The organism is Pseudomonas sp. 8 R 14 (assembly GCF_900005955.1).
GTDB classification, from domain to species: Bacteria; Pseudomonadota; Gammaproteobacteria; order Pseudomonadales; family Pseudomonadaceae; genus Aquipseudomonas; species Aquipseudomonas marginalis.
On record NZ_CVTH01000042.1, the window covers coordinates 1 to 16,756 of the forward strand.

14 protein-coding genes are annotated in these 16,756 nt (G+C 61.5%); 4 read left to right on the plus strand and 10 right to left on the minus strand.

The genetic code is table 11. The features are described from left to right. Positions 1-49: 49 nt before the first annotated feature. The 6 genes from BFQ01_RS08865 to miaB all read right to left on the minus strand — a co-directional run bounded on the left by BFQ01_RS08865 (position 50) and on the right by miaB (position 6,732). Positions 50-1,174 (minus strand): integrase core domain-containing protein, encoded by a 1,125-nt coding sequence (locus BFQ01_RS08865; protein ID WP_249226998.1) that lies wholly within the window; start codon positions 1,172-1,174, stop codon positions 50-52. A 145-nt stretch (positions 1,175-1,319) separates the two neighbouring features. Next, the gene (lnt, locus tag BFQ01_RS08870) at positions 1,320-2,843 is read right to left on the minus strand and encodes an apolipoprotein N-acyltransferase (RefSeq protein WP_065924976.1); all 1,524 of its coding nucleotides are present in this window, start codon (positions 2,841-2,843) and stop codon (positions 1,320-1,322) included. 8 nt (positions 2,844-2,851) lie between these two features. Then, a complete protein-coding gene (locus tag BFQ01_RS08875; protein WP_005791724.1) occupies positions 2,852-3,691 on the minus strand; it encodes an HlyC/CorC family transporter in 840 nt (279 codons plus the stop codon). Positions 3,692-3,733: 42 nt separating this feature from the next. After that, positions 3,734-4,192, minus strand: a complete 459-nt coding sequence (ybeY, locus tag BFQ01_RS08880; protein WP_027605250.1) for an rRNA maturation RNase YbeY — start codon at positions 4,190-4,192, stop codon at positions 3,734-3,736. After that, positions 4,185-5,189: a PhoH family protein gene (locus tag BFQ01_RS08885; protein ID WP_065924977.1), complete on the minus strand. Its 1,005-nt coding sequence runs from the start codon at positions 5,187-5,189 to the stop codon at positions 4,185-4,187. Before BFQ01_RS08885 ends, ybeY begins: the two co-directional genes overlap by 8 nt. Before the next feature lie 214 nt (positions 5,190-5,403). Then, a complete protein-coding gene (gene miaB, locus BFQ01_RS08890; protein WP_065924978.1) occupies positions 5,404-6,732 on the minus strand; it encodes a tRNA (N6-isopentenyl adenosine(37)-C2)-methylthiotransferase MiaB in 1,329 nt (442 codons plus the stop codon). Between the two features lie 131 nt (positions 6,733-6,863). Between miaB and BFQ01_RS08895 the strand changes: the two genes are divergently transcribed. Then, positions 6,864-7,190, plus strand: a complete 327-nt coding sequence (locus BFQ01_RS08895) for a DUF1820 family protein (RefSeq protein WP_003215457.1) — start codon at positions 6,864-6,866, stop codon at positions 7,188-7,190. A gap of 8 nt (positions 7,191-7,198) precedes the next feature. On the opposite strand, the gene BFQ01_RS08900 is transcribed toward BFQ01_RS08895, so the two are convergent. The 4 genes from BFQ01_RS08900 to BFQ01_RS08915 all read right to left on the minus strand — a co-directional run bounded on the left by BFQ01_RS08900 (position 7,199) and on the right by BFQ01_RS08915 (position 10,734). Further along, on the minus strand, positions 7,199-7,753 hold the full coding sequence (locus BFQ01_RS08900; protein ID WP_065924979.1) for a tetratricopeptide repeat protein: 555 nt from the start codon (positions 7,751-7,753) through the stop codon (positions 7,199-7,201). A gap of 226 nt (positions 7,754-7,979) precedes the next feature. Further along, on the minus strand, positions 7,980-9,263 hold the full coding sequence (gene hemL / locus BFQ01_RS08905) for a glutamate-1-semialdehyde 2,1-aminomutase (protein WP_065924980.1): 1,284 nt from the start codon (positions 9,261-9,263) through the stop codon (positions 7,980-7,982). A gap of 11 nt (positions 9,264-9,274) precedes the next feature. Next, a complete protein-coding gene (thiE, locus tag BFQ01_RS08910; RefSeq protein WP_065924981.1) occupies positions 9,275-9,904 on the minus strand; it encodes a thiamine phosphate synthase in 630 nt (209 codons plus the stop codon). A gap of 32 nt (positions 9,905-9,936) precedes the next feature. Beyond that, complete coding sequence (locus BFQ01_RS08915) at positions 9,937-10,734, minus strand: hydroxymethylpyrimidine/phosphomethylpyrimidine kinase (protein ID WP_065924982.1); 798 nt, start codon at positions 10,732-10,734, stop codon at positions 9,937-9,939. 276 nt (positions 10,735-11,010) lie between these two features. On the opposite strand from BFQ01_RS08915, the gene BFQ01_RS08920 reads away from it, so the two are divergent. The 3 genes from BFQ01_RS08920 (at position 11,011) to amn (ending at position 16,747) form a co-directional block, all read left to right on the plus strand. After that, a complete protein-coding gene (locus BFQ01_RS08920; RefSeq protein ID WP_065924983.1) occupies positions 11,011-13,401 on the plus strand; it encodes a hybrid sensor histidine kinase/response regulator in 2,391 nt (796 codons plus the stop codon). A gap of 103 nt (positions 13,402-13,504) precedes the next feature. Continuing rightward, the gene (locus tag BFQ01_RS08925) at positions 13,505-15,160 is read left to right on the plus strand and encodes an acyl-CoA dehydrogenase family protein (RefSeq protein ID WP_065924984.1); all 1,656 of its coding nucleotides are present in this window, start codon (positions 13,505-13,507) and stop codon (positions 15,158-15,160) included. A gap of 114 nt (positions 15,161-15,274) precedes the next feature. After that, on the plus strand, positions 15,275-16,747 hold the full coding sequence (gene amn, locus BFQ01_RS08930) for an AMP nucleosidase (protein WP_024077553.1): 1,473 nt from the start codon (positions 15,275-15,277) through the stop codon (positions 16,745-16,747). The last annotated feature ends 9 nt before the right edge of the window (positions 16,748-16,756 follow it).

The following is a 16,756-nucleotide window of genomic DNA, read 5'->3' on the forward strand; positions in this document are numbered from 1 at the left end:
GGGGTGTAGAACCGTAGACATCGTTTACATCTGAAACCGGGGACATCGTTTACACATTTGAGGCCTGGACGCGGGTCATACCTCGTCCAAGCCTCCCCAAGGGATAATCACACAGGTACAAATCCCAAGCTTCATCTTCAGCTTCTTTGAGCCCTATCCTTTCCCCGGACAGCGCCTCGCTGATAAATACCAACTTGCCGTTCCACTTGATCGATCCGTCCTGCCTGACGCTTCGAACTTTCATTTCTGCCGGATATTCCACATCGGGCAAGCATCCTGGATAAATTCGGGTGGACGGCACATACAAGTCTCCCGGACGTTTCATGCCGAGCGCTTCGTGAGGGCGTACGTAATTAAACTCATGCCTGAAATGCTCCAGCAAAAGCTGCTGCTCGACTAAGTTTTTCCCTAAGGGCAACTCAAGTTTCAAGCTACGGTGCATTCGTTCATGGCGACCATTCTGGGCGGGTCTTCCCGGCATGGTTCGCTCGGGATAAATACCCAGCCGAATCCACCAAACTGCCAGTGTGGATATTCTTGCCAGGCCAGGAGAGGCGAACGGTACCCCGTTGTCCGAACGGATAACTTCCGGCATGCCGTACTCCTGAAAAAGCCTCTCAAAGGCCTGTTTTACAGGCTGGGTCATGATCTTGGGATGGGCCCTGCACGCTAAAATCAGCCGCGACGCATGGTCTGTGACGGTCAAAGGGAAGCACATCTGAGCATTAAGCATCTTGAACTGCCCTTTGTAGTCAGCACACCACGTCTTGTTAGGTTCGTCGGCCTTTCGCATTTGTGCGTGGGAAATGCTGTGTCGGCGTTTGAAGCGCCGCTTTTTGACGAGCCCAAGTCGGTCAAGCCATTGACCGGCCGTACTTGGAGAGGGCCAGGTGACGGAGGGATCTTCCAGCCGTAATAGCTCGAGAAGCTTTTTCGGCCCCCATTTATCGTGAGCCTCCTTCATCGCGACTACACGGGCCAAAATCTCGTCGTCGGTTTTATTTGGGCTGTTGTGAGGTCGCCGGGACAGTTCGGATAAAGACCTCAAATCGCCGTCGTGCCGGGCAATCCACTTATCGACGGTAGGTCGGCTAACGTCAAAGCGGCGTGCCAACTGGCTTTTGGTGAAGTTGCCAGAAAGCCAATCAGCTACCAGCTTGATTCTTTGATTCATGGGGGACTCTTGGTTCCAGGGCATGATCAGTTACCTCCTGATCATGCGTATTAGCCTGTAAACCATGTCCCCGGTTAGAAATGTAAACGATGTCCCCGGTTTGTACCGGGGCTTGCCCCCTCCCACACTTTGTTCGCGTTGGCTCTTAAACGGTTTTGGCCATCCGGCCTGCCAGCAGCGCCCAACCAAACAGCACCAGGCACACGATGATCAGCGGCCACGAGCGCCATTGCAGGTACGGCGTCAGGTTGTGCATCGGCACCACTTCGCCGTAGAGGATACCGCGTTCGAACTGCGGGATCTGCACGGTGATCTGCCCAAATGGGTTGATCAACCCGGTCACGCCATTATTGGTGGCGCGGATCATCCAGCGGCCAGCCTCCAACGCACGCATCTGCGCCATTTGCAGGTGCTGCAACGGGCCGATGGAGCGGCCGAACCAGGTGTCATTGCTGATGGTCAGCAGCAGGTCGCTCTGGGCGGAAAGGCCGGCTGCGAACTCCGGGTACACCACTTCGTAGCAAATGAACGGCGCGATCTGATAGCCCTTGGCTTGCAGCATCGGCTGGTCGGCAGGGCCACGGGCGAAGTCCGACATGGGCAGGTCAAAGAAGGCAATCAGGCCGCGCAGCATATCCTGCAGCGGCACGTACTCGCCAAACGGCACCAGCTTCTGCTTGAGATAGGTACCGTCACCTTCACCCACCACCGTGATACCGTTGAAGTAGCGCTTCTGGTGATGCACTTCCTGGCGAATCGGCACGCCGGTGATCAGCGCGGTGTGCCGGTCAGCCGCAAACTTACCCATCATTCCCAGGTAGCCCTCGACGGACTCCTTGAGCACCGGCACGGCCGTTTCCGGCCACACCAGCAGGTCGACCGGCTTGGAGCTGAAGCTCATGTCGCGGTACAGCGCGAGCTGCGCATTCAACTGCTCGGGGTCCCACTTCATGCTTTGTTCGACGTTGCCCTGGATCGCGGCGACGGTCAGTGGCGCGCCCGAGGGCGTGGTCCAGGCATGATGCTTGAGTGCCAGGCCGATGGCCCAGGGCGCTACCAGTAACACCAGGCCAGCGCCGATAAACCCATTGCGTTTGCCGGCCAGCAGGCGTGGCAGGTTGCACAGCAGGGCCGCCGTCAGCGCCAGGGCAAAGGAAATCAGCCACATCCCGCCCACTGGCGCCAGGCCGGTGAGGGGGCCGTCGAGCTGGCTGTAACCGGAGTACAACCACGGGAATCCGGTGAGGAACCAGCCGCGAAAGGCCTCCTGGCCGACCCATAACGCGGCAAACGTGAGCGCATCCGCCAACGGCGCTTCATTGCGACGCAGCCAGCGCGCCCATAACCACGCGGGCAGGGCGAAGAACCAGGCAATGGCGGCGGTAAACAACAGCATCAGAAACCCCGCCAGCAGCACCGAAGCGCCGCCGAAGTGGTGGATGCTGTAGTAGATCCAGCTGGTGCCGGCGCCAAACAGGCCGAACCCGAAGCACCAGCCACGGCCCAGGGCCTGGCGCGGCGTCAGCTCCCGCAGCCCGACATAGAACAATCCGACCGCAACCAATGCAAACGGCCACAGGTCGAATGGCGCCAGCGCCAGGGTGGTGATGGCGCCGGCCACCACGGCCAGCAGATTACCGGGCCAGCCGGGGCGGGTTAGGCGCTGCATATCAATCCTTAGCGGGCAATAGGTGTCAGGCGAATCAAGTGGATGCGGCGGCTGTCGGCATTCAGGATGCGGAAGCGATAGGCGCCGATCTCGGTGGTTTCGTTACGCTTGGGCAGGTGCCCGAACGCACTCATCACCAGGCCACCGACGGTGTCGAACTCGTCGTCGGAGAATTCGCTGTCGAAGAACTCGTTGAAGTTCTCGATCGGCGTCAGCGCCTTGACCAGGAAGTCACCGCTGGGCAGCGGCTTGATGTAGCTGTCTTCTTCGACGTCGTGCTCATCCTCGATGTCGCCGACGATCTGTTCCAGCACGTCTTCGATGGTCACCAGGCCCGCCACGCCGCCGTATTCGTCGATCACAATGGCCATGTGATTGTGGTTGGCGCGAAATTCGCGCAGCAGCACATTCAGGCGCTTGGATTCGGGCACGAAGGTGGCCGGGCGCAGCAGGTCCTTGATGTTGAAGCTGTCACCGTTCTCCTTGAGGATCAGCGGCAGCAGGTCCTTGGCCAGCAGGACACCCATGACGTCGTCATGGCTTTCGCCGATCACCGGGTAGCGCGAGTGCGCCGAGTCGATCACGGCCGGGAGGAATTCCCGTGGGGTCTGGGTCGCCTTGATGCTGATCATCTGCGAGCGGGGGACCATGATGTCCCGAACCTGCAGGTCAGCCACCTGGATGGCGCCTTCGACGATGGCCAGCGCTTCGCTGTCCAGCAACTTATTCTGGTGGGCCTCGCGCAGCAGCTCCAGCAGCTCCTGGCGGTTTTTCGGCTCGTGGGCAAAAGCCTGGGTCAGTTTACCCAGCCATGACTTTTGCCCGTTGCTCGATCGGTCTTCGCTCATAGCGATTACTCTAAATCCTTTGATGTGACAGTTGAGTGTTGATCAGTTTTCGTCGTCTGCATATGGATCAGGGTGACCCAATTCTGCAAGCAACGTTCGTTCCAGTGCTTCCATTTCCTCGGCTTCTTCATCGTCTATATGGTCGTAACCCAAGAGATGCAAGCAGCCGTGGATGACTAGATGGGCCCAGTGAGCCTCAAGTTCCTTGCCTTGTTCCTTCGCTTCACGCTCGACCACCTCGACGCAGATCACCAGGTCGCCCAGCAGGGGGATATCCAGCAACTCATCGGGTACATCGGCGGGAAACGACAGCACGTTGGTCGCGTAGTCCTTCTGGCGCCAGGTGTGGTTCAGCTCGCGGCCCTCGGGCTCGTCCACCAGGCGGATGGTCAGTTCCGAGTCGGCGCTGCGCTGGCGCAGGGCCAGGGCGCACCATTGACGGAACTGTTCTTCGCTGGGGGCGGGCGCTTCGGTGGCCAGCTGCAGGTCAAGCTCAAGCATCGCGGCGAACGTCCTTGGCCGGTGTGTCATCGCGGTGGTCGAAGCGCTCGTAGGCTTCGACAATGCGCTGCACCAGCGGGTGGCGGACCACGTCCTTGGGCATGAAGTGCGTGAAGCTGATACCCGGCACATCCTTGAGCACCTCGATCACCTGGGCCAGGCCGGACTTGGTGCCTTTGGGCAGGTCGACCTGGGTGACGTCACCGGTGATCACGGCGGTGGAGCCGAAACCGATACGGGTGAGGAACATCTTCATCTGCTCGACGGTGGTGTTCTGGCTTTCGTCGAGGATGATGAAGCTGTTGTTCAAGGTGCGGCCGCGCATGTAGGCCAGCGGGGCGATCTCGATCACCTGGCGCTCGATCAGCTTGGCCACGTATTCAAAGCCGAGCATCTCGTACAGTGCGTCGTAGAGCGGGCGCAGGTACGGGTCGATCTTCTGGGCCAGGTCGCCCGGCAGGAAGCCGAGTTTTTCACCGGCCTCGACCGCTGGGCGCACCAGCAGGATACGGCGTACTTGCTCACGCTCCAGGGCGTCGACCGCACAGGCCACGGCCAGGTAGGTCTTGCCGGTACCGGCCGGGCCGATGCCGAAGTTGATGTCGTTGCCGAGGATTTCCTTGACGTAGCGCTGTTGATTCAAGCCGCGGGGGCGAATCATGCCTTTTTTGGTGCGCAGGGCCACGCTGGCTTCGGCCACCGGGTTGTTGGCCAGGTCTTCGACGGCAGATTCCTGCAGGTACAGGTGCACCGTTTCCGGCGACAGCTCACTACCCTTGGTTTCACGGTAGAGGCGGCGCAGCAGGTTTTCTGCAGACGTGGTGTGTTGGGGTTCACCAATGAGCTCGAACTGATTGCCGCGATTGCGGATCTCGATGCTCAGGCGTTGTTCGATCAGGCGCAGGTGCTCGTCGAACTGTCCGCACAGGTTGGCGAAACGGCGAGCCTCAAAGGGCTCGAGGAGAAAACGATGGGGTTCTGCTATGGGTGCGTTCAAGGTTGCTTTTAGCCGCCCTTTGGCTGTTTAAGTGAAAGAGAGGATAACGCCAGCACGCCGGGTGCGAAAGCACTTAAACGGAGCATATTGGCTGACGGCGATTCTGTAGGAGCGAGCTTGCTCGCGAAAAACGTCAACGGTAACGCGTGCAGCCTGAATATACGCGGTGCCCTCAGGTTTTTCGCGAGCAAGCTCGCTCCTACAGAAACTTGGTTTATTGCACCAGCGACCCGCGCAGCGAGTGCGGTTGCGCCGCATCGATGTGCACGTCGGCAAACTGACCGATCAATGTCGGATTATCGCAACGGAAGTTGACGATCCGGTTGTTCTCGGTGCGGCCCTGCAATTCGCCAGGGTCTTTTTTCGAGTAGTCGGTGACCAGGATGCGCTGGATGGAGCCGACCATTTGTCGGCTGATCTCGAAACCCTGCTGGTTAAGGCGATGTTGCAGCGCGTTCAAGCGCTCTTTTTTCAGCGCTTCCGGCGTTTCATCCAACAGGTCCGCCGCCGGGGTGCCGGGGCGCTGGCTGTAGACGAACGAGTAGGAGAAGTCGAAACCGACGTCTTCGATCAGCTTCATGGTCTGCTGGAAGTCTTTCTCGGTTTCGCCGGGGAAGCCGACGATAAAGTCCGAGCTGATGCAGATGCCTGGCACCGCCGCGCGCAATTTACGCAGTTTGGATTTGTATTCCAGGGCGGTGTGGTTGCGTTTCATCGCCGAGAGGATGCGGTCCGAGCCCGATTGCACCGGCAAATGCAGGTGCTTGACCAGTTCCGGCACGTCGGCATGGGCCTGGATCAGGCTATCGGAGAACTCCAGCGGGTGCGAGGTGGTGTAGCGAATGCGTTCGATGCCATCCACCGCAGCGACCACGCGGATCAACTCCGCCAGGTCAGCCAGGCGCCCGTCGTGGGTCAGGCCGCGATAGCCGTTGACGTTTTGGCCCAGCAGGGTCACTTCGCGCACGCCGTTTTCGGCCAGATGGATGATTTCTGCGAGCACGTCGTCAAACGGCCGGCTGACCTCTTCACCACGGGTGTAGGGCACCACACAGAAGGTGCAGTACTTGCTGCAGCCTTCCATCACCGACACGTAGGCGCTCGGCCCGTCGATACGCGGCTCGGGCAAGTGGTCGAATTTTTCGATTTCCGGGAACGAGACGTCGACCTGGGGCAGCTTGGTGACGCGTGCGGCGTCGATCATTTCCGGCAGGCGGTGCAGGGTCTGTGGGCCGAAGACCACGTCGACATACGGCGCACGGTCGCGGATCGCGGCGCCTTCCTGGCTGGCCACGCAACCGCCGACGGCGATCACCATGTCCGGGTTGGCCAGTTTCAATTCGCGCCAGCGGCCCAGCTGCGAGTACACACGGTCCTGGGCCCGCTCGCGGATCGAGCAGGTATTGAGCAGGATCACGTCGGCATCTTCGGCGCGGGCGGTGACTTCCAGGGCCTGGTGTTCACCCAGCAGGTCGACCATGCGCGAGCTGTCGTACTCGTTCATCTGGCAACCGTGGGTTTCGATATAAAGCTTCTTGGCCATGGGAATCGTCAACTGGTGGTAAAGAACCGCGCATTATAGGGGTCATGTCCATCGGTTCCTAGCACTGTGCATCGGGTGCCATGCTATAGTTCGCGCCCTCTTTTATATCCCCCATGTGTTCCTCACCCACCATGACCAAACGTGAAGCTCCAATCTATAAGGTGATTTTCCTCAACCAGGGCCAGGTGTTCGAAATGTACGCCAAGCAGATCTATCAAAGTGATCTGTGGGGTTTCCTGGAAGTGGAAGAGTTCGTCTTTGGCGAGCGCACACAGCTGGTCGTCGACCCGGGCGAGGAAAAGCTCAAGGCCCAGTTCGAAGGCGTGGTGCGCAGTTTTGTGCCGATGCATTCGATCGTGCGCATCGACGAAGTCGAGCGCCTGGGCACGCCGAAGATCAGCGAAGCCCGGGGCATGAGCAATGTCATGCCGTTTCCGATGCCGATGCCTGAGAAATAGGCTGGGTGTCAGGGCAGGGGTGAGAAGGGCGAGCGCCCATCGGCACTCTGCAGTTCCAGCAGGTAGTTGCGGAAAATCTGCCCCAGTACTTGGGTGGCCACTTCCAATTCATCGCGTTGCATGTGCTCGGCGACTTCGTCGGCGGTGTCCAGCGCGTCTTCGGCGCCGTTGACCGCGGCCATTTTCAGCACGATATAGGCCTGGACGTTATTGGCCGGCACGCCTTCGCCTTTGAAGAACATGGTGCCGAGCTGGAACTGCGCCTGCGCGTGGCCCTGCAGCGAGGCTTTCTCGAAGTAGCTCAAGGCTTTGTTGAGGTCACGGGCGGGGTTTTTGCTGTCGTGGTAGTACTCGCCCAACTCGTATTGCGCCTGCGCATCCCCACCGTCGGCCTGTTTCTGACACGCGCTCAGGGCTTCGGCCTGGCTGTCTGGCTGGGTATTGAGGGTGCAACGACCCATCGCTGGGATTAACAACGAGTTGCCGCCTGCCTGGGCATGTGCCAGCAGCGGCTGAAGGAGCAACAGGCAGCCCAGTACCAGGGTGCGGCCGGTGCGTTTCATGGGAATCGACTTACCTCTGACGGGGCGCGCGGACCCTCTCGGGATCCAATAAGCGCGCATTATGAAATAAGCAGGCCTCTGCTTACAAAGTCTTTACTCGTTTTTCTGCTGCTTGGGCAAGTTATCTGCCGGATTGCAGGTAAATTCTCGGAAAAATAAGGAAATCCCTGTAGGCAAAGTAGCAAATCTGACGCCGCCCACAGCGACGTCAGGTTTTTGCTCCGGCTTATTTCAGTGCGGCGAAGGCGCGTTCGGCGGCATCCAGTGTCAGTTTCAGCTCGGCATCGCCATGGGCGATCGAGGTGAAGCCGGCTTCGAAGGCACTCGGTGCCAGGTACACGCCGCCCTCCAGCATCAGGTGGAAGAAGCGCTTGAACAGGTCGGCATCGCTGCCCATCACATCATCAAAGGTGACGATGTCATCGGCACCACTGAAGTACAGGCCAAACATGCCGCCCGCTTGCGTGGTCACGAACGGGATACCGGCGGCGTCGGCGCGCTGTTGCAGGCCGTCCAGCAGGCGGGTGGTGTAGTCGGTCAGCTCGGCGTGGAAGCCCGGGCGGCTGATCAGGCGCAGGGTGGTCAGGCCGGCCGCCATGGCCAGCGGGTTACCCGAGAGTGTGCCGGCCTGGTACACGGGGCCCAGCGGCGCGATGTGCTGCATGATCTCGCGCTTGCCGCCGAAGCAGCCCACGGGCATGCCGCCACCGATGATCTTGCCGAACGTGCTCAGGTCCGGCGTGACGCCGTAGTGCGCCTGGGCACCGCCGAGGGCAACGCGGAAGCCGGTCATCACTTCGTCGAAAATCAGCACCACGCCGTGCTTGTCGCACTGTTCGCGCAGGCCTTGCAGAAAGCCCGGGGCGGGCGGCACGCAGTTCATGTTGCCGGCCACTGGCTCGACGATGATGCACGCTACGTCCTGGCCGACTTCGCTGAGCATCTGCTCGACGGCGCCGATGTCGTTGAACGGCAGGGTCAGGGTGTGTTTGGCGAACGCTGCCGGTACGCCGGCCGAGCTGGGTACGCCTTGGGTCAGCGCGCCGGAACCGGCTTTGACCAGCAGGCTATCGGAATGGCCGTGGTAGCAGCCTTCGAACTTGATGATGCTGTCGCGGCCGGTGAAACCACGGGCCAGGCGAATCGCACTCATGGTGGCTTCGGTGCCGGAGCTGACCATGCGCACCATCTCCATCGACGGCACGATGCTGCAGACCAGATCGGCCATCTCGGTTTCCATGGCGGTCGGTGCGCCGTAGGACAGGCCGTGTTCCAGTTGCCTGCGCACTGCGTCCAGCACGTCGGGGTGGCTGTGGCCGAGGATCATCGGGCCCCAGGAGCCGACGTAATCCACGTAGCGCTTGTCATCTTCGTCGGTGACGTAGGCGCCTTCGGCATGCTTGAAGAACAACGGCGTGCCGCCCACGCTTTTGAACGCACGCACGGGGGAGTTCACACCGCCGGGGATGTGTTTCTGGGCATCGGCAAACAGGGTTTCGGAACGAGACATGATCGGGCTCTCTAAACTGAAATTTTAAGAAGGTCGTTGAAGGCGCGGGCGCGGCGCGTGACTTCCTGGGTACTGTCGGCACCGAACAGGCCGTGGACCACGGCCAGCAGGTCGGCACCATGGGCCACCAGCGGTCCGGCGTTTTCCAGGGTGATGCCGCCGATCACGCAGATCGGCACATGCAGGCGCTTGCGGGCCTCGGCGAGCATTTCAACGGTGGCGGCCGGAGCGCCCGGCTTGGTGTTGGAATTGAAGAAGCGGCCGAAGGCGACATAGCTGGCGCCTTCTTTTGCCGCCTGTTCGGCCAGTTCGATCTGGCCGTGGCAGGTGGCGCCGATGATCGCCTTGGAACCGAGCAACGCACGGGCCGGCGTCAGTGGGCCATCGGTCTGGCCCAGGTGCACGCCGACGCCCAGGCGCGCGGCCAGGTCGAAGTCATCATTGATAATAAGCTGGGTCTTGTAGCGCGAGCACAGCTCCCGCAGTTTTTCCGCTTCGCGCAGGCGCCGGGCTTCGTCGCTGCTTTTGTCGCGGTACTGCAGCAGGGTCACGCCACCGTCCAATGCCGCTTCGACGTAGGCGAGGAACTTGCCGGCCAACAGTTGGCTGTCGGTAATGGCGTAAAGGCCACGTAGTTTCATCGGGCAGGCCTCTTGCTGTTAAGAGCAGATAGTTACGAGCAGAAATCCAGCGGCAGCCGGCGCGGTACGAACTGGCCCTGGCCGAGTTGTTCGGCATCACGCAGGGTGCGCCAAGTGTAGTTAAGTGCCGACTGCACCGCACTCACCAGCCCTTCGCCTTGGGCGATCCGTCCGGCCAGGGCGCTGGCCAGGGTGCAGCCCGAACCGTGATAGCTGCCGGGCAGGCGCTGGCAGGTAAAGGTCTGGCGCGTGCCATCACGGCTGTAGAGGCGGTTGTGCACTTCGTGCTCATCGCCATGGCCGCCGGTGATCAACAGGTGCTTGATGAACGGCAACAGCTTCTCGGCGCATTCGTCGGCGGTGCCCTCGGGCAGTTCGGCGAGGATACGGGCTTCAGGCAGGTTCGGCGTGGCGATCAGCGACAGCGGCAGCAGCCGCTCGCGCATGGCATAGCCGACTTCGTCCTTGCCCAGGCTGCCGCCGCCGCCGGCGCGCAGCACCGGGTCGCACACGACCGGCAGGTGCGGGTGCGCCTGCAGCAGTTCGACCACGGTGTCGACCATTGCGGTGGAGCCGAGCATGCCCAGCTTGACCGCCGCCACGTCGGAGTCACCGAGGACGGCATTGGCCTGGGCCAGTACCCACTCACGGTCCAGTACGCGGAAATCGCTGACATTGACGGTGTTCTGCACGGTCAGGGCAGTGACGGCCGGGGCCGCATGGCAGCCTTGGGCGAGCAGGGCTTCGATATCTGCCTGCAAGCCGGCGCCACCACTGGGATCATGGCCGGAGAGACAGAGGACAACGGGGCGAGAGCTGTAGATATTCATGGTGCGCGAGCTTACCACCAAACGCTTTTGGCGGGGCCTTCGGGCGATGGTTGAATGTTGTCGCGAAAACGCCGCTTTTTTTGGTGTTTTCTCGTCGATGAAACGCGCTGAAAGCCTTGTTCTAGAGCCTTTCAAAAAATCATTTCAATGGTGTCCAATGGCCTTTAGCGGCTATGCTAAAGTGGATTAAAACAACTTAACTGTACCGCCGGTGTACGTCTTCTCAAAAGGAATGGGGGGCTTTTGACATAACCGGACAGGCCACGCTGGGGCTCTATGCGCTATTTGCTGATCTTATTGTTGTGCGGGCTGCCGATGCTCGCCAGCGCCATCGAGTTCAACCAGGACACCCGAAGCCTGCCGCTGGGCCGAGCCATGCAAGTGCTCGAAGACCCGACCGATGCCCTCACCATCGCCGAAGTAAGCTCCCCCGCCTACGCTGCTCAATTCAAGCACCATGACAACGCCACCCTCAACGCCGGCTATTCGCGCTCAGTGTTCTGGCTCAAGGTCGACCTGCATTACGTGGCCAAGGACCCCCGTGCCCCCCGTACCTGGTTCCTGGAGTTGGCTTACCCGCCGCTGAATCATCTGGACCTGTACCAGAACGATGGCACCGGTAACTATCGGCTGGCCAGCCGCACCGGCAGTGCGCTGCCTTTTTCCAGTCGTGAAGTCAGCCAGAGCAACTACCTGTTCAAGCTCAATTTCGTGCCCGACCAGCAGCAAACGCTCTACCTGCGCCTGCAAAGCGAGGGCTCGATCCAGGCGCCGTTGACGCTCTGGGCCGGCACCGCTTACCTGGAGCAACAACCGCTGCGCCTGTCTGTGCTGGGGGTGATCTATGGCGTCCTGCTGGGGATGCTGGTCTACAACCTGTTCATCTACCTGAGCGTGCGCGACACCAGCTACCTGTATTACATCCTCTATATCGCCTCGTTTGGCCTGTACCAACTGTCGGTCAATGGCGTGGCCGTGCAGTACTTCTGGCCGAACAACCCGTGGTGGGCGAATGCGGCGGTGCCGTTGCTGATCGGTTCGGCGGCGCTGTTCGGCAGCCTGTTCGCCCGCAGCTTCCTGCATACCGCGCAGCACAGCCGCTGGCTCAACCGGCTCTTGCTGGCACTGGCGGTATGCGGCGGCGTAGTGATGGCGCTGGCGCTGCTGACCAGCTACGCCCTGGCCTTGCGCCTGGCGACCGGCCTGGCGCTGGTATTCACCGTGACCATCTTCGTCGCCGCCATCAAGGCCTGGTACTGCGGCCAGCGGGTGGCGCGGTATTTCATTATCGCGTGGTCGGCGTTCCTGCTGGGCGGGGTGGTGAACACGCTGATGGTACTGGGCTACCTGCCCAATGTGTTCCTCACCATGTACGCCAGCCAGATCGGCTCGGCGATTGAAGTGGCGCTGCTATCCCTGGCCCTCGCCGACCGTATCAATGCCATGCGTGAGCAGCAGGCGCAGATCCTGTTCGATGCCAGCCAGAAGCTCGAAGTGCTCAACCAGCAACTGGCCCGCAGCAACCGTCTCAAGGATGAATTCCTCGCGACGCTGACCCACGAACTGCGCACGCCCATGAACGGTGTGATCGGCTCCCTTGAGCTGATGCAAACGGTGTCGCTGGACGACGACCTGGCGCAGTACCAGCAAACGGCCGCCGGTTCGGCACGGGACATGATGCGCATGGTCAACGGCATCCTCACCCTCACCGAATTGCAGGCCGGGCGCCTGAGTGCCCAGCCTCGGGTGTTCAGCCTGCGCGGCGTGCTCGACACCTTGCGCCAGCAATTTACCACCAGTGCCCAAGGCAAAGGCCTGGCATTTTCCATCGATGTGGCCGATGAGCTGCCGGACCGTGTGGTGGGTGACGCCGACAAACTGCTCCAGTGCCTGGATTGCTTGCTGGACAACGCTTTCAAGTTCACCCGCGAAGGCTCCGTGCGCCTGCGGGTGGTGGGTGTACCTCACAGTGATGGCGGCGTGCGCCTGAGCTTCATTGTGACCGACACCGGTATCGGCTTCGCCTTCCTTGACGAGGCGACCTTGTACCAGCGCTTTTTCCAACTCGATGGCTCCATGACCCGCGAATATGGCGGCCTGGGCATCGGCCTGGCCATCTGCCGGCAATTGATCGAGCTGTTGGGCGGGCGCCTTACCCATCATTCCGAGCCGCACAAGGGCAGCCGCTTCCAGCTGGACGTGAACGTCAGCCCGGTGCCGCCGGAAGCAAAACCGGCGCCCGGCCGGCAACGCGCGCCCCAGGATTGCGCGGTATTGCTGGTGGATGACAACAGCGTCGGCCAGTTGGTGGTGCGCGGCATGTTGCTCAAGCTGGGTTACCGGGTGAAAACCGTGGACAGCGGCCCGGCGGCGTTGGCGGCCTTGCAGGGGCAAAGCTTTGACGCGGTCTTGCTGGATGTGCCCGAAGGCGGCTTCTCGTTGTGTTGTCAGATTCGTGCACTGCCGGGCTGCGGTGAATTGCCCGTGATCGCCTTGAGTACGTCGCTGAATACGTCCGAGCGCGAGCGCGGTCATGGCATCGGCATCACCGACCGCCTGGCCAAGCCGGTGCGCTTCGAGGCGTTGCAGGCGGTACTGGAGCGCCACTTGTTGAGCGCGCTCGAGGGCGAAAGCGCCGGGCATTCGGCGGGTATGCCACTTTTTTAACCCGGATGACGGTGCTTAACTGAAAAAACCGGCCTCAATCGATCTGCGCCTTTCTTTCTGGGTAGGTGTGCATTCGACAGGGCCTTTTTCCAGGAGGCCCGTCATGAACCTGCATCAGTTCGCCGAAACCCACGACGTCACCAACCAGCCGCCCTCCCTGGACGGCACCAACCTGTACCGCATCGACGTGCCCCTGCAAGACTGGTCGCGGCGCTTTGGCGCCGGCTGGGCGCAGGCGCGCATCGATGCCTACGGGGCGTTGGCCGGCGGGCCGCTGATGGCGGCCGGGTTCCTGGCCAACCAGAACAAACCGGTGTTCAGCAGCCATGACCGGTATGGGCATCGCATCGACCTGGTGGAGTTTCACCCGGCCTACCACGAGCTGATGCGCTCCGCGGTCGAGCATGGCCTGCCGTCGTTGCCGTGGGCCCATCCACAGTCCGGTGCCCATGTGGCGCGTGCGGCCATGACCTACCTGCACAGCCAGGCTGAGGCCGGCACCGGCTGCCCGCTGACCATGACCTTCGCTTGCGTCCCGGCCCTGCGCTTGCAACCGGACCTGGCGCAGACCTGGCTGCCGAAAATCCTCAGCACCCACTATGACCCGCGCAATGTCGGCATTGCCCACAAGGCCGGTGCAACCATCGGCATGGCGATGACCGAGAAGCAGGGCGGCACCGACGTGCGCGCCAACACCAGCCGCGCCTATCCGGTGGGCGCCGGCGGGCCCGGGCAAGCCTATGAGCTGGTCGGTCACAAGTGGTTCTGCTCCGCGCCGATGTGCGATGCCTTCCTGACCCTGGCCCAGACCGACAAAGGACTGAACTGTTTCCTGCTGCCCCGGCACCGCCCGGATGACACCCGCAACGAGTTCTATATCCAGCGCCTGAAAAACAAATTGGGCAACTGCTCCAATGCGTCCAGTGAAGTGGAGTTTCGTGGGGCCCTGGCCTGGATGATCGGTGAAGAGGGGCGTGGCGTGCCGACCATCATCGAGATGGTCGCCATGACCCGCTTCGATTGCATGGTCGGTTCCAGTGCCTTGATGCGCCAGGCGCTGACTCAGGCCAGCCATCACTGTGCTCATCGCCGGGTCGGTGGCCGTGTGCTCAGCGAGCAACCGCTGATGCAAAACGTGCTGGCCGACCTCGCTCTGGAAAGCGAAGCCTCGCTCGCCTTGAGCATGCGCATGGGCTGCGCCCTGGACAATCTGGGCGATGAGCGGGAAGCCAAGTTCGCTCGGCTGGTGACGGCGGTGGGCAAGTATTGGATCTGCAAGCGCGCCCCGGCAATGATCAACGAAGCCGCCGAATGCATGGGCGGCGCGGGCTACGTGGAGGACAGCATCCTGCCGCGCTTGTACCGTGAGGCACCGGTGAATTCGACATGGGAAGGTTCCGGCAATGTGCAATGCCTGGACGTGCTGCGCGCACTCTCCAAGGAGCCCGGTGTGCTGGAAGCGCTGTTTGTCGAACTCGGTGACGGGCATGGAGATAAGCAGCTGGCACGGCATATCGAACACCTGAAGTCGGCGTTCATGGACACCCAGGACATCCAGTACCGCGCGCGGCAGTTGACCGAGGATATTGCCGTGGCGCTACAGGCCAAGTTGCTGCTGGAGGCCGGTCATGCGGCGGTCAGCGATGGTTTTATCGCCAGCCGTTTGGGCCAGTCGTCTGGCCGCGTCTACGGCACCTTGCCGCGTGGCGTCGATGTCGGGGCCATCGTCGCGCGCTCAAGCCCCAATGTATCTGAATAAACACGGTCCAAATGTGGGAGGGGGCTTGCAGCCATCTTGAGAGGACACTCCAATTCAAGGTTTGCGTCTGACAGGGATACAGGCAAGATAAAGGCCTGCAAGTCAGAACACAGGATGCTTACCGTGACCGAAGCTTTTGTTGTCGTTCAAACCGCCGAAGAGGCCGTGGATCGGCTGGCGGCCCTGCATGAGCGGGCTACCGGCGCGCTCAATCAAGCCCTCAAGCAATACCTCAAGGACCGCGTCGAACCCGACGCCGAACAACGCGCGCTGTTTCGCTATCCGGAACTGCGCCTGACTTACCACTGCCACGGCGAAGTCCCACAGACTACCCGGGCGTATGCCAAGGTCCAGTTACCTGGGACCTACAGCGTAACCGTCACGCATCCGGCGGCGTTCCGTAAGTATTTGCTGGAACAACTGGTGCCGCTGATGCACGACTTCACCGTGACGGTGGAAGTGGGCGTCAGCCAGCAAAACATTCCATACCCTTACGTAGTGGAGCAGGGCGACGAACTGGCCGGCTCCGGTGTGACCGCCGCGACCTTGGCGCGCGTGTTCCCCAGCACCGACCTGTCGGCCGCCACTGACGGCATCGCCGATGGCCTGTATGACTGGGAAAACACCGACCCGCTGCCCCTGGCGCTGTTCGATGCGGCGCGCGTGGACTTTTCCCTGCGTCGGCTGGTGCATTACACCGGCAGCGACTGGCGCCATGTGCAGCCGTGGATCCTGCTGACCAACTACCACCGCTATGTCGACCAGTTCATCCTGCATGGCCTGGAACAATTGCGCAGCGACCCGCGTTTTATCCGCATGGTGCTGCCGGGCAACGTCATCATCGACAAGAGCATGGACCACGGCGAAGCCTCGGCGATTGCCGCCGGCGTAGTGTGGCACCGCTACCAGATGCCGGCCTATCACCTGCAGGCCAGCGATGGCCACGGCGTGACCCTGGTGAACATCGGTGTCGGCCCGTCCAACGCCAAGAACATCACCGACCACCTGGCGGTGCTGCGTCCGCATTGCTGGCTGATGATTGGCCACTGTGGCGGCCTGCGCCAATCCCAGACCATCGGCGACTACGTACTGGCCCACGCTTATATGCGCCGCGATGGGATTCTCGACCGGGTGGTACCGCCGAACATCCCGATCCCGGCCCTGGCCGAAGTGCAGATGGCCTTGCAGCAGGCGGCGGCGAATGTCACCGGTGAGAAAGGCGAAGAGCTGAAAAAACGCCTGCGTACCGGCACCGTGCTGACCTACGACGACCGCAACTGGGAACTGCGCTGGGCCCAGGAACGGCCGTTGATCAACCTGTCCCGCGCCGTGGCGGTGGACATGGAAAGCGGCACCATCGCTGCCCAGGGCTACCGCTTGCGCGTACCGTACGGCACGTTGTTGTGTGTGTCGGACAAGCCGCTGCACAGCGAGATCAAGCTGCCGGGTTCGGCCAACGCGTTCTACGAACGTGCGGTCAGCCAGCACTTGAAGATCGGCATCGAGGCGGTGGACCTGTTGCGTACCGAACTCAACTCGCTGCACTCGCGCAAACTGCGCAGCTTCGACGAGCCGCCGTTCCGCTAAGCGGTTGGG

Coding starts and splice junctions, on each gene's coding strand:
- thiE (WP_065924981.1), bottom strand. CDS start 9,904: ATGAAACTACGTGGCCTTTACGCCATTACCGACAGCCAACTGTTGGCC.
- BFQ01_RS08875 (WP_005791724.1), bottom strand. CDS start 3,691: ATGAGCGAAGACCGATCGAGCAACGGGCAAAAGTCATGGCTGGGTAAA.
- hemL (WP_065924980.1), bottom strand. CDS start 9,263: ATGTCTCGTTCCGAAACCCTGTTTGCCGATGCCCAGAAACACATCCCC.
- BFQ01_RS08895 (WP_003215457.1), top strand. CDS start 6,864: ATGACCAAACGTGAAGCTCCAATCTATAAGGTGATTTTCCTCAACCAG.
- amn (WP_024077553.1), top strand. CDS start 15,275: ATGCTTACCGTGACCGAAGCTTTTGTTGTCGTTCAAACCGCCGAAGAG.
- ybeY (WP_027605250.1), bottom strand. CDS start 4,192: ATGCTTGAGCTTGACCTGCAGCTGGCCACCGAAGCGCCCGCCCCCAGC.
- BFQ01_RS08925 (WP_065924984.1), top strand. CDS start 13,505: ATGAACCTGCATCAGTTCGCCGAAACCCACGACGTCACCAACCAGCCG.
- miaB (WP_065924978.1), bottom strand. CDS start 6,732: ATGGCCAAGAAGCTTTATATCGAAACCCACGGTTGCCAGATGAACGAG.
- BFQ01_RS08915 (WP_065924982.1), bottom strand. CDS start 10,734: ATGAATATCTACAGCTCTCGCCCCGTTGTCCTCTGTCTCTCCGGCCAT.
- BFQ01_RS08865 (WP_249226998.1), bottom strand. CDS start 1,174: ATGAATCAAAGAATCAAGCTGGTAGCTGATTGGCTTTCTGGCAACTTC.
- BFQ01_RS08900 (WP_065924979.1), bottom strand. CDS start 7,753: ATGAAACGCACCGGCCGCACCCTGGTACTGGGCTGCCTGTTGCTCCTT.
- lnt (WP_065924976.1), bottom strand. CDS start 2,843: ATGCAGCGCCTAACCCGCCCCGGCTGGCCCGGTAATCTGCTGGCCGTG.
- BFQ01_RS08920 (WP_065924983.1), top strand. CDS start 11,011: ATGCGCTATTTGCTGATCTTATTGTTGTGCGGGCTGCCGATGCTCGCC.